Here is a 13473-nt window from a genome sequence, read left to right on the forward strand (position 1 = left end):
TTTACTCCTTGTGGTAGCCGGTGACCCGGGCCACTTCTTCCTTCGAGCCGAGGAACACGGCCACACGCTGGTGCAGGCCTTCGGGCTGGATATCGAGGATGCGCTGGTGACCGTCGGTGGACGCACCGCCCGCCTGCTCCACCAGGAACGACATCGGGTTGGCTTCGTACATCAGACGCAGCTTACCCGGCTTGGACGGCTCGCGGCTGTCGCGCGGGTACATGAACAGGCCACCCCGGGTCAGGATGCGGTGCACGTCCGCAACCATCGCGGCAACCCAGCGCATGTTGTAGTTCTTTTTCAACGGGCCTTCTTCGCCGGCCAGCAATTCGCCGACATAGCGTTGTACCGGCGCTTCCCAGTGACGCTGGTTGGACATGTTGATCGCGAATTCCTGGGTGGAAGCCGGGATCGTGATGTCTTCGTGGGTCAGCACGAAGCTGCCCATTTCACGGTCAAGGGTGAAGCCTTTCACGCCATCGCCCAGGGTCAGCACCAGCATGGTCTGCGGGCCGTAGATGGCATAACCGGCGGCAACCTGCTGGGTGCCTGGCTGCAGGAAGGCCTTTTCGTTCAGGGCTTCGTTCTGGCTCAGGTATTCGTTCGGGCAGCGCAGCACCGAGAAGATCGTACCGACCGGGGCGTTGATATCGATGTTCGACGAACCGTCCAGCGGGTCGAATACCAGCAGGTAGGCGCCTTTCGGATATTTGCCGGGGATCTGGTAGGCATTGTCCATTTCCTCGGACGCCATGCCGGCCAGGTGACCGCCCCATTCGTTGGCTTCGAGCAGGATCTCGTTGGAAAGCACATCGAGCTTCTTCTGCACTTCGCCCTGCACGTTCTCGGTGCCCATGCTGCCCAGCACCCCACCCAGCGCGCCCTTGGAGACGGCATGGCTGATTTCCTTGCAGGCACGCGCGACCACTTCGATCAGGAAACGCAGATCGGCAGGCGTGTTGTTGCTGCGGGTCTGCTCAATCAAATAGCGACTCAGGGTAACGCGGGACATGGATGGCTCCGGAGAAAGGGGGGTCTGAAAACCCGCGCAGTTTAACGCGAGTTGCGTTGCAAATCCTCCTGATCAGACTCGGATGGCGCACAGAGAGTTCACAGGTCGGATTCAGCGTAGCCCAAAAGCGCCGCCAGGCGCCCAGGGCAGACAAGACCCGGTGGTCGGCCAGCACTGACGCCCCCCCCCTGTAGGAGCCGGCTTGCCGGCGATGGCGGTCGCAGGGGCGAGGCAGCTCTCAAGGGCCTCATCGCCGGCAAGCCGGCTCCCACAGGGGACGGGGTAAGCCGGGGGCAGTCTTCAGGCCTGTGGCTTGCGCAACAGGCTGAAGGCCATCCCCGCCAGCGCCGCCACGCCCAGCAGCAGGACCGCCCACAAGCCGATCTTCTTCCAGTCGGTGCCCGGCGGCGCCACGACCGCCGGCGGTTGCGCCGCGACCACCACCGCCGAACCCGGTGTCGCCTTGCCCAACCCGGCCAGGCGTTGCGGGCTGTAATCCGGAATCAGCGTCGACAGCGGCAGGTTCGCCGCGGCGACCGTCGCATTGCCCAGCGCCAGGGAGAACGGCGCATTGCCGCGCGCCAGAAACACCAGTTGCGTCGGTCGTACCGCATAACTCAGGGCCGGCGCCGTCGCCCCGAGACCACCACCACGTTCGTCGACCACCAGTTTCAATTGCGCCACCGCGTAACCGGACAGCTCGAGTCTGTCCTGCACCACGTCCTGGCCATTCTGCGTCAGGCGATAGAGCAGGCCGCTGGTCAGCGCCTGCCAGGCCTCATTGGCGTTGCGCCGCCCATACAGGCGCACCGGCGCCAGGCTGTTGGGCTGGGCGAGGTCGATCCGCACCTGTTCCAGGTTCAGTCCGGCCGGCACGGTCCAGGTGTACTCGCCAGCCTTGGCACTGCTGCCCGCCAGCGGTTGCGACCAGGCCAGCGGCAACGACAGGCTGCTGGTGCTGCTCACCAGTTGCGCGGCATTCAGTACCGGCGCCGACTGCGGCGCCTGCCACAACAGGCGCAGGTAACGCGCCGACTGACCGGGCAGGGTCACTTCGCGCTGCTCGATCCGTTCGTCGGCGAACGACAGCCGTGCGACCTGTCCATCGCCCCAGGACTGCCAGTGCTGCAAATCGTCACTGGCTTCGATGCTGAAACGCTGGAAGCCGTCGCGCTCGCTGGTCCAGTCGAGGATCAGTTGCTGCAACGGCGCCTTGATCGCACTGGCATCGAGCAACCAGCCACGCAGCACTTCCTCGCCGACCTCCAGTTGGCTGGACGGGGTCACTTCGACCAGAGTGCCGCTGGTGGTCGATTGCACGCGCACGCTGGGCGTCGCCTGGGGCGCGTCGGCCGAGCTGTAGAGCGGGAACCACTTCACATCGACCTGATGGCGCTGTTCCGTCGACTGCGCCTGCTCCTTGAGCAAGGCATAGGCCTGGGCTTCGCCCGCGGCGTTGAACACCCGCACATCGTTCAGCTCGGGCTGGCGCGATTGCGCCTGCAAGGTCAATGGCAGCTCCACGCGATACCAGGGCCCTTCGCCGCCGAGGGTCAGGGGCACCAGCGTGGCGTAGTCGGCCGGTTTTTCCTGGGCCGCCAGCGACGCGCCGACGCACAGCAGCAAAATGCCCAGGCAGCCCGGGCTCAGCTTACGAATCAAGATGACACTCCTTCATTTTGCACTTGCGGCGGTTCGACATCCGGGCGCTTCGGCGGCAGCGGGGCGAAATACCCGACCACCAGCATCAGCACGCCCACGCCGATGAACGAGACGATCCGCGCCAGTCCGCCACGGTTGCTCAGCTCGACAAAGAACAACTTGGCCACCACCAGCGCGATCAACACCGCACCGATCAGCCAGACTTCGCGACGATGACGCAGGTGCCCGCCGATCATCAGGCTCAGGGCGATCAGGCTCCAGGCAATCGACAGCCCGGCCTGCACCAGCATCGACTCCAGCAGCGCGTCGAGCTGGAACGGCACGCCGCCCCAATGGTGCGCGGCCCGCATGACCAGCGCGGTGACGAAGGCGAACAACGACAACCCCGCCACCGCCTGGGTCGCCCATTCGACCTGGCCGGCGCGGATCCCGAACTGCGGCACCGCGCTGCGCGACCAGATATAGATCCCCATCAGGGCGAACAGCAGCCCCAGTTCCAGCGGGTTGAGCAGCGGCACATAGGGCAGCGGCTCGGCACTGCCATCACTGAAGGTGTTGGCCAGCCAGAACCAGGCAAGCATCAGCAACGCCAGTGGCAGGGCCGCGTACAGACGGTATTCGCGCGGATGGGCGGCAATCGGCCATGGTCCGTTGCGCGGCGCCGCCATCAGCACCAGGTACAGGCTCGGCAACACCGCGTAACCCAGCCAGCGCCAGGCGTTGTAGTGTTCGGACAGCAGCAGCAGGCCGTAGCGCAGTTCCAGCGCCAGCACGCCGAGGATCAACCAGCAGCCCAGTACATGGGCGATGCTCAAGGCTCGGGCCGGCAGTTGCGGCGCCAGCTTGCGCAGGGACAGCAGATGCACGGCGAACACCGCCAGCCAGGCGAGCCAGCCGAAGTTCGCCGCCGGGTGGTAGCGGCTCGACCAGCTCATCAGCAGCACCAGCGCCGAGGCGGGCACCAGCACCGTGCAGAGCAGGGCCATGTCCGGCCAGCGCAGGCGCGCGGCCAACACGCTCCAGAGCGCAACGCTGCCGGCCGGCACCAGCAACATCCAGAATTGCCAGCCGCCATTCCCGGTCGCCCGCATCACTTCATACCACAGGGCGCCAAACCACCAGAGCGCGCCCCAGGTCAGCAGCACTTGCGAGAGGCGCCGCAGGTGCAAGCCATCGAACGCCGTCGCGGTCTTGCCCGCTTGCAGGCGCCAGGCGCCGATCAAGGCCACGATGCCGAGGACCATCGGCGTCCAGAAGCCGCTATTGGCCAGCAGCGGCAAGGCGCTCTCCTCCAGGGAACCGGGATGCGGCCGATCCGCCAGCAGAAAGGCCGTGCCACCCACCACCTGCAACACCAGGCCGAAGACAAAACTCAGGCGCTGTTGCAGATACAGGCTCAGCCAGATGATCAGCAGGCCGCTGGCCGCCCACACGCCACTGGCCGTGGCCCAGGGCAGGACAAACAGCACCGCCAGGTTGATCAGCGCCAGGCCCGCCAGCAGGATCACCGACAATGCCCGCAACAGGCGCGTATCGCCGCGGACCATCTCGTCCCGCGCCGCCAGCAACATCCCGGCAATCAGCGACAGGCCGATCAGCGAAGCGCTCATCAGGCCATTCCAGCCCGCGCTGAAGACGGCCGTCGAATCTCCTTCGGCGCCCTTGAGGCGTAACAGGAACAAGGCGCCGCCGAGCAACTGCACGGCAAAGGCACTGAACAGGAAACTGCGCGATTGCAGGCGCAGCCCCACGAACAGAGTCACCAGTCCGGCCAGCGCCCAACTGATGGCCGTGCCCTGGGTGAAGAAAAACAGCGGGGCCAGCAGATAAAGGCAGGTCAGGCCGAGGCAGGCCAGCAACGGAATCGTCCGGCGCTCCCAGGCCGCCGTCTGGTCCGCCGGGGCCTGGCGCAACTGCTGGAAGCTGAACAGCAGCGCCAGTCCCAACAACAAGGCCCCCAGCGGCGCGCCATCGAGCAGGCTGGTTTCACCGCCTTGCAGGGTATCGAGGAACGCCAGCGCCGACCCCACTTGCAGCAGCAAGGCAAAGGCCCGGGCGAACGGCCGTTGCTGGCGCAGGCCGAGCCAGAAAATGCCCGCGCCCTCCACCGCCCACGCCGCGGCGGTCCAGCGGGCGTCGAGGCCCAGGGGAATCGCCAGGCTGGCGAAGATCACGCCCAGCGCCAGGCAGGTCTCGCCCAGCAGCAAGGCGCGGCCACCCACCAGCAGACGGGCCAGGCCCATATAGACGATACCCAGCGCCAGGGCGCTGAACGCCGCCGCGAACTCGAGGTGCTGGACCAATGCGAACTGCAGGCCGAAGCCCACAAGCGGCGGCCCGAACAGCATCGTGCCGTCGACATAGTCGCCCTGGCGCGCCGACCAGCGCAGCAGCCCCTCGCGACTCTCGTCCTGCGGCCCGACCGCCAGTTCACGGAGTTTGCGCCGGGCGAACAACAGGCCGATCGCCAGGTACATCAGGAAGAACAGCACCAGGAACGGCTCGGTGCTCCACAGCAATTGCGGTTGATAGGAACGCAGGCCCCAGGCGAACCCGATGCCGAAGGTGCCGACGAAACCGATCAGGTTGAGCAGGCGCCAGGCCTTGAACCAGGCGATGGCGAGGATCCCGGCATTCAACAGGGCGAAATAACTGAACAACGCGACATGGTTGCCGGAGCCGGTGGATGTCAGGATCGGTGCCGCGAAGCCGCCCAGGGCGGCAGCGGCGGCCAGACCGAGGGCGTCCTGGGTTACCGCGAGAATCGCCGAGAACACCGTGACCGCCACCAGCAGGCCCAGCGCGGCGGAAGGATCGAGCAACGGGTGCAGGCGCATCGCGGCAAAGACCGTCAGGTACAGCACCGCAATCCCGGTGCCTTGCAGCATCAGGCCATAATTGCTGTTGCGCAGGCGCAGCCACCAGCCCAGGCCCAGCAGGCCGAGGGCACAGGCGGCCACCCCGGCGTAGCGCACTTCGATCGGCACCACCATGCCCTCGGTGGCGTAGCGCAGCAGGAACGCCAGGCCGAGGAACAGCAGCAGCACGCCGACCCGCAACACGGTGTTGCCGCCAAACAGCCAGTTGCGCGCACCTGCCAGTGCACGTTCGATCAGGTTGGGTTCGCGCGGAACACGCGGCGGGACTGGCTGGCGTGCCTCGGCCTGCATCGGTTGCGGTGCCCAGGCCTCCACTTCGGGACGCAGGGCTTGCGGTTCATCGCGCCGCACAGGCTCGTGAAGCTCGGGGGGCAGTTCCCAGATCAGTTCGGGGACGGCGCGCAGCGCCTCGGGAACCGGCTGCGCAATCGGCTCGGCGGCCTGGGCCGGAGCCGGTGCCTGCTCGACCATCTGCGGCGAAGGTTCGACGGCGGCGGATGCCGCTGGGGCTTCTTCGGGCGCCCTGGTGCCGGAGATTTCGAGCTGGCGCACACGCGCCTCGACATTCGCCAGGGCGGTTTTCGCCCCTTGCAACTGGCTCAACTGCTCGGCCGCCTGCCGACCCAGGCTGGCCAGGCGAAACGCCTGGCCGATTCCCAGTCCGAGCAGCGCACCGATCAGGGCGTCGGCAACGGCCTCGTCGACCATCCAGCCCAACGCCAATCCGACCAGCATCAGAATCCATTGCATGCGCGATATCCCTAAGCGGCGTGACGGGGCCGGGAACTGATGCCCCGGCCGATCTGCCGCGTAGTATATCGATCCGGCCCCACGGGAGTGGGGTCGGCCTCACAACTTATTGCAAAAGATTACTCCAGCGCTTTCCAGATATCGGTGGCGTATTCGCGGATGGTCCGGTCCGAAGAAAACCAGCCCATGCGCGCGCTGTTAAGTACGGCAGAACGCCACCATTCCTTGCTGTCATGCCAGTGCGCCTCGACCCGGGCCTGGGCGGCCCAGTAGGCATCGAAGTCGGCGCAGACCAGGAAGCGGTCGTAGTCGATCAGCGAATCGATCAGACCGACATAACGGGCCGGATCGTCCGGGGAGAACACCCCGCCACGAATGGCCTGCAGCACATCGTTGAGCCGATGGGAGGCGGCCACATCCGGCGCCGCGCTGAACTCGCCGTTGCGCTTGCGCGACTCCACCTGCTGGGCGCTGAGACCGAAGATGAACATATGCTCCTGGCCCACCCGCTCGCACATCTCCACGTTGGCCCCGTCCAGGGTGCCGATGGTCAGCGCGCCATTGAGGCCGAACTTCATGTTGCTGGTACCCGAGGCCTCGAAGCCGGCGGTGGAGATCTGCTCCGACAGGTCGGCCGCCGGGATGATGCTTTCCGCCAGGCTGACGTTGTAGTTGGGCAGGAACACCACCTTGAGCAGGCCGCGCACGGTCGGGTCGTTGTTGACGGTGCGGGCGATATCGTTGGTCAGCTTGATGATCAGCTTGGCCTGGTGATAACTGGCGGCGGCCTTGCCGGCGAAGATCTTCACCCGCGGCACCCAGTCGGTTTCCGGCTCGGCACGGATCGCCTGGTACAGGGCCACGGTATGCAGCAGGTTGAGCAACTGGCGCTTGTACTCGTGGATCCGCTTGACCTGCACATCGAACATCGCCGCCGGGTTGATCGCGATCCCCAGGCGATCCTGGATCAGCGCCGCCAGGGCCCGCTTGCTGTGCAGGCGCTGCTCGGCGAACTGCTTGCGAAAGCCCGCCTTCTCGGCGAACGGCTCCAGTCCCAGCAACAGCTCCTCGGGATTGTCGAGCAGTTCCGGGCCAAGGGCATCGACCATCATCTCGGTGAGTTTCGGGTTGGCCTGGTACAGCCAGCGGCGGAAGGTGATGCCGTTGGTCTTGTTGTTGATCCGCTCCGGGTAGAGCTTGTGCAGCTCGGAGAACACCGTGCTGCGCATCAGTTGCGTGTGCAGGCCGGACACGCCGTTGACGCTGTGGGAGCCGAGGAACGCCAGGTTGCCCATGCGTACCCGACGTCCGTTGTCTTCCTCGATCAGCGATACCGCGCGCAGCACGTCGAAATCGTGGATGCCCTTGGACCGCAGCGCGTCGATATGCTGGGCGTTGATCAGGTAGATGATCTGCATATGCCGCGGCAGCATGCGTTCCATCAGTCCCACCGGCCAGGTTTCCAGGGCCTCGGGCAGCAGGGTGTGGTTGGTGTAGGACAGCGTCTCGACCGTGACCTGCCAGGCCGCATCCCAGGTCACGCCGTGCAGGTCGACCAGTTGCCGCATCAGCTCGGCGACGGCAATCGACGGGTGGGTGTCGTTGAGCTGGATCGCCGCGTGCTCGCCGAGGCTGAGCACCGAGTCATGCATGTTCTTGTGCCGGCGCAACAGGTCCTGCAGGGACGCGGAGACAAAGAAGTATTCCTGGCGCAGCCGCAGTTCCTGGCCGGCCTCAGTGCTGTCCGCCGGGTAGAGCACGCGGGAGATACTTTCGGCCCTGGCCACTTCGGCCACCGCTCCCAGGTGGTCACCGGCATTGAAGCGCTCCAGGTGCAGCTCTTCCGTTGCCCGTGCCCGCCACAGCCGCAGGGTGTTGACGCTGGCGCCGCGCCAGCCGACCACTGGCGTATCGTAGGCCACCGCCCGCACGGTTTCCGCCGGCCACCAGACCTGCCGGCTCAGGCCGGTCTCGTCCTGCACGGTTTCGACGCTGCCGCCGAAGCCCACCGGGTAGATCACTTCGGCGCGCTCGAACTCCCAGGGGTTGCCGAAGTCCAGCCAGTTCTCGGTCTGCTCCTGCTGCCAGCCGTCGACGATGGCCTGGCGGAACAGGCCGTGCTCGTAGCGAATGCCATAACCATGGCCGGCGATGCCCAGGGTCGACATGCTCTCCATGAAACACGCCGCCAGGCGTCCCAGGCCACCGTTGCCCAGGGCCGCGTCGGGCTCCAGCAGGCGGATGCGCTCCAGGTCCACGCCGAGGTCCACCAGCGCCTCGCGGGCGATATCCAGCAGTCCGAGGTTGCTCAGGCTGTCGTACAGCAGCCGGCCGATCAGGAACTCCAGGGAGAGGTAATAGACGCGCTTCTGGCCCTTGCGATAGATCTGTCGCGTGTGATCCATCCAGTGTTCGACCATATGGTCGCGGGCGGCCAGGGCAATCGCCTCGAACCAGTCGTGATCGAACGCGTGGTCGGGATCTTTACCCACCGCGTAGGTGAGTTTGGCAAGGACGGCGGCACGAAAGGCAGCCACCTCAGCGTCACGGACAAGCGGTTCCTGAGACATCGATGCGACCTCTAGCGAGATGGACGATTTAAAAGGCGAGTTGTCTGAGCCTAGTCGGTTCGACACAGAGCGATGGCTCTGGTTCGGGCTTTTTTCCGAGCATCGCGGGAAAGGCCCGATAAATCCGGAATGCTCCAAAAAGATGCAACCATGCGGCAAACTCCCTTCAAACGTGCGGTTGTGGGAAAAACCGTCAAAAGGTTGTTCACAAATCCACCAGCCCCGGTATCATCGCGCGCCCTGATACACCCTGGACAACAGCCGGATGAAACCCACCCTGATCGCCGCCGCGGAACTCGACCGCCTCGAAACCTGGCAGAAATACTCCAGCCATATGTGCGGAGGCTGCATGTCCAGCTGCTGCACCCTGCCCGTCGAGGTGAAGATCAAGGACCTGATCCGCATCGGCATCGTCGACGAGTTCGAGCGCGGCGACCCGCCGAAGAACATCGCCAAGCGCCTGCAGAAGGAAGGGATCGTCGAGCGCTACAACCAGAAGAGCGAGATCTTCACCCTGCAGCGCATGAGCAACAACGATTGCCTGTACCTGGATCGCAAGTCACGGCTGTGCACCATCTACGAAAAACGTCCGGACACCTGCCGTAACCATCCAAAAATCGGGCCACGCCCGGGGTATTGCGCCTACAAGCCAAAACCCGCCGCGCCCCAGGCACCGATCAGGACGCTGGAACGGTTCTGACCGGCCATTCGCGGGCAAGCCCGCTCCCACAGAGGGCGCCAGACTGCGGGGCGCCTCTTTGTGGGAGCCGGCTTGCTGGCGATGACGGCCGATCAGGCGATGCAAAGCTCACTGGCCTCATCGCCAGCAAGCCGGCTCCTACAGGTTTTGCGGCAGTCTTGAGCCAGGGGTTGCATCAGCATTTCGGCCAGACAAACAAAAACGCCCCCGACCTTGCGGTCGGGGGCGTTTTTCATTCAGCCGGGGCTAGATGATCAAGCCTTGGCTTTCTTGGCAGCGCGGGTACGCTCGCTTTCGTCCAGGATCTTCTTGCGAAGACGGATGGACTTTGGAGTGACTTCGCACAGCTCGTCGTCCTGGATGAATTCCAGAGCCTGTTCCAGGGTGAAGCGAACAGGTGGAACCAGGGCGATGGTTTCGTCTTTACCCGAAGCACGCATGTTGTCGAGCTTCTTGCCCTTGGTAGGGTTGACGCCCAGGTCGTTGTCACGGCTGTTCAGACCAACGATCTGACCGTTGTAGATTTCCTGGCCGTGTTCGACGAACAGCTTGCCGCGCGCCTGCAGGGTTTCCAGCGAGTAGGTCAGCGCCTTGCCGGTTTCGACCGAAACCAGTACGCCGTTCTGACGGCCGGACATGTCGCCGGACTTCATCACGTCGTAACGATCGAAGATCGAAGTCAGGATGCCAGCACCGGAAGTCAGGGTCAGGAACTCGTTACGGAAGCCGATCAGGCCACGGGCAGGGATGTTGTACTCAAGGCGCACACGGCCCTTGCCATCCGGAACCATGTTGGTCAGGTCGCCCTTGCGCAGACCCATCTGCTCCATGATTGCGCCCTGCGACTCTTCCGGCAGGTCGATGGTGACGTTCTCGTACGGTTCGTGCTTCACGCCGTCTACCATGCGGATGATCACTTCCGGACGGCCAACGCCCATTTCGAAGCCTTCGCGACGCATGGTTTCGATCAGAACCGAGAGGTGCAGCTCACCACGGCCGGAAACCTTGAACTTGTCGGCCGAGTCGCCTTCTTCAACGCGCAGTGCCACGTTGTACAGCAGCTCTTTGTCCAGACGTTCCTTGATGTTGCGGGAAGTCACGAACTTGCCTTCTTTACCGCAGAACGGCGAATCGTTGACCTGGAAGGTCATGGATACGGTCGGTTCGTCAACGGTCAGCGGCTTCATCGCTTCGACGTTCAGTGGGTCGCACAGAGTGTCGGAGATGAACAGCTGGTCGAAGCCGCTGATGCAGACGATGTCGCCGGCAGAAGCTTCTTCAACGTCGACGCGGTGCAGGCCGTGGTGACCCATCAGCTTCAGGATACGACCGTTGCGGCGCTTGCCGTCGGCGTCGATGGCCACGACCGGGGTGTTCGGCTTGACGCGACCACGAGCGATACGGCCAACGCCGATCACACCCAGGAAGCTGTTGTAGTCCAGTGCGGAAATCTGCATCTGGAACGGACCGTCACGGTCGACTTTCGGCGCCGGAACGTGATCGACGACCGCCTGGTACAGCGGGGTCATGTCTTCCGCCATTTCGGTGTGGTCCAGACCGGCAATGCCGTTCAGGGCCGAGGCGTAGACGACCTGGAAGTCCAGCTGTTCTTCGGTGGCGCCCAGGTTGTCGAACAGATCGAAGATCTGGTCCAGAACCCAGTCCGGACGTGCGCCCGGACGGTCGACCTTGTTGATTACCACGATCGGACGCAGGCCGGCTTCGAAAGCCTTCTTGGTCACGAAACGGGTTTGCGGCATAGGGCCGTCCTGAGCGTCAACCAGCAGCAGAACGGAGTCGACCATCGACATCACGCGTTCTACTTCGCCGCCGAAGTCGGCGTGGCCCGGGGTGTCCACGATGTTGATGTGGTAGCCGTTCCAGTTGATGGCGGTGTTTTTCGCCAGGATGGTAATACCGCGCTCTTTTTCCTGGTCGTTGGAGTCCATCACGCGCTCGTCGTTGAGCTCGTTGCGCTCCAGGGTGCCGGATTGACGCAGGAGTTTGTCTACCAGGGTGGTCTTGCCATGGTCAACGTGAGCAATGATGGCGATGTTGCGTAGATTTTCGATCACTTGTGTATCTCGATCAGAGGATTCGGTGTGCTGACAAGTCTTGGCAGCGATTGACAGTAGTGTCCGGCGTGGCCGTTACAGCTTGACGGCGGCGTCGGGGGGCCGGTGACGCAGGCCACAGGCAAACAGCCCCGGGCACTTAGCTCGGTCGATAAACGCGCACATTGGCATGCCCCTCACTGAGCAAATGGTGGGCATGCAGGCGACTCATCACGCCTTTGTCGCAATACAGCAGGTACTGGCGAGTAGGGTCCAGTTCCTTGAAACGAGCGTTCAGTGCATAAAACGGCATCGCTTGTACCTCGATGCCAGCGAGTTCCAGCGGCTCATCGTCCACGGCATCCGGATGCCGGATGTCGATCACGATATGACCCGCCAGCGCTTCGCTGACTTCTTCGATCTGCAAGTCCTGGCCCAATTCGTCGATCACCCGATCGATCGGCACCAGTTTGGCTCGCTCGAGCGCACGCTCGAGGATCGCCATGTCGAACTCTTTCTCTTCGTGTTCCACGCGACCGCGCTTGGCGTGGGTCTTGGGGTTGACCGAAATCACCCCGCAGTATTCGGGCATGTGCTTGGCGAAGTCGGCCGTGCCGATCCGGGTCGCCAGGTCGATGATGTCCTGCTTGTGGCTGGCGATCAGCGGGCGGATCACCAGCTTCTCGGTCACGCAGTCGATCACCGACAGGTTCGGCAGCGTCTGGCTGGAAACCTGGGAAATCGCCTCGCCGGTGACCAGCGCATCGATGTGCAACCGATCGGCCATGACTTCGGCCGCGCGCAACATCATACGCTTCAATACTACGCCCATATGACTGTTATCGACTTTTCCGAGAATTTCTCCCAGAACTTCCTCGAACGGCACGCTGATGAACAGCACCCGATGCGAGCTGCCGTACTTCTTCCACAGGTAATGGGCGACTTCCATCACCCCCAGTTCGTGGGCCCGCCCGCCCAGGTTGAAGAAGCAGAAATGGCTGATCAGGCCGCGACGCATCATCTGGTAGGCGGCAACGGTGGAGTCGAAGCCACCGGACATCAGCACCAGGGTCTGCTCGACCGAACCCAGCGGGTAACCGCCGAGGCCGTCGTGCTGGCTGTGGATGACAAACAACCGTTGGTCGCGAATTTCCATCCGCACTTCGATTTCCGGCTCTTTCAGGGAAATCCCGGCGGCGTTGCACTGGCGGCGCAGCTGGCTGCCGACGTATTTCTCCACCTCCATAGAGGTAAAGACGTGCTTGCCGGCGCGCTTGCAGCGCACGGAAAAGACCTTGCCCGGCAACACGTCGCCGTAGTGCTGGCGGCACTTGGCGGTGATGTCGTCGAAGTCGCCCAGCGGGTACTCGTCGACCTGCAGCAAATGGGCGATCCCCGGCGTATTGCACAAGCGCGCGGTCAGCTCGTGCAGGGCCTTCGGGTCGGTCAGCGCGGTTTGCAGCTCGAGATTGTCCCACACGCCATTCACCACCACGGCCGGGTCCAGGTCACGGAGCACGGCGCGGATGTTCTTGGCCAGCTGGCGGATGAAACGCATCCGGACAGGGCGGCTCTTAATGGTGATTTCGGGGAAGACTTTTACGATTAGTTTCATGAAAACAGCGCGCGAAGGGCCGGCCGAAAAAGGGGGGCGCGGATTATAGCGGAAATTGCTCAAGGTTTAACCAGTTATTGTACAGACGGTTTTATCGCACCAAAAAAGACCGCCAATGCATTTTTCAGCACCATAAAGGTGCATTCCATGCACCGAAATTCTCCTATGCTGGCTGGAACGCTTGAGATTGGGGCAAAAAACCCATCACGGGGCACTGGCATGCAATTTGCT

Annotated in this window: 7 protein-coding genes; 1 reads left to right on the forward strand and 6 read right to left on the reverse strand. The window is 63.7% G+C overall.

The genetic code is table 11. The features are described 5' to 3' along the window. Position 1: 1 nt before the first annotated feature. The 4 genes from HX881_RS06560 to HX881_RS06575 form a co-directional block, all read right to left on the reverse strand. The gene (locus HX881_RS06560) at positions 2 to 1012 is read right to left on the reverse strand and encodes a class 1 fructose-bisphosphatase (RefSeq protein WP_017126964.1); all 1011 of its coding nucleotides are present in this window, start codon (positions 1010 to 1012) and stop codon (positions 2 to 4) included. Positions 1013 to 1312: 300 nt separating this feature from the next. After that, the gene (locus tag HX881_RS06565) at positions 1313 to 2674 is read right to left on the reverse strand and encodes a DUF3999 domain-containing protein (protein ID WP_103032932.1); all 1362 of its coding nucleotides are present in this window, start codon (positions 2672 to 2674) and stop codon (positions 1313 to 1315) included. Continuing rightward, positions 2671 to 6303, reverse strand: coding sequence for a DUF2339 domain-containing protein (locus HX881_RS06570; protein ID WP_177083540.1), 3633 nt, complete (start codon positions 6301 to 6303; stop codon positions 2671 to 2673). The genes HX881_RS06565 and HX881_RS06570 overlap by 4 nt, the downstream gene beginning before the upstream one ends. 119 nt (positions 6304 to 6422) lie before the next feature. Then, positions 6423 to 8873, reverse strand: a complete 2451-nt coding sequence (locus HX881_RS06575) for a glycogen/starch/alpha-glucan phosphorylase (RefSeq protein WP_042935647.1) — start codon at positions 8871 to 8873, stop codon at positions 6423 to 6425. Positions 8874 to 9138: 265 nt separating this feature from the next. On the opposite strand from HX881_RS06575, the gene HX881_RS06580 reads away from it, so the two are divergent. Next, positions 9139 to 9573 (forward strand): YkgJ family cysteine cluster protein, encoded by a 435-nt coding sequence (locus HX881_RS06580; RefSeq protein WP_017126968.1) that lies wholly within the window; start codon positions 9139 to 9141, stop codon positions 9571 to 9573. 254 nt (positions 9574 to 9827) lie between these two features. On the opposite strand, the gene typA is transcribed toward HX881_RS06580, so the two are convergent. Both typA and thiI read right to left on the reverse strand, forming a co-directional pair. Beyond that, entirely contained in the window at positions 9828 to 11648 is a 1821-nt protein-coding gene (typA, locus tag HX881_RS06585; RefSeq protein WP_017126969.1) for a translational GTPase TypA, read from the reverse strand. Between the two features lie 139 nt (positions 11649 to 11787). Beyond that, the gene (gene thiI / locus HX881_RS06590) at positions 11788 to 13242 is read right to left on the reverse strand and encodes a tRNA uracil 4-sulfurtransferase ThiI (RefSeq protein WP_103032930.1); all 1455 of its coding nucleotides are present in this window, start codon (positions 13240 to 13242) and stop codon (positions 11788 to 11790) included. Positions 13243 to 13473 lie beyond the last annotated feature (231 nt).

The organism is Pseudomonas gingeri (genome assembly GCF_013386115.1).
Classification (GTDB): domain Bacteria; phylum Pseudomonadota; class Gammaproteobacteria; order Pseudomonadales; family Pseudomonadaceae; genus Aquipseudomonas; species Aquipseudomonas gingeri.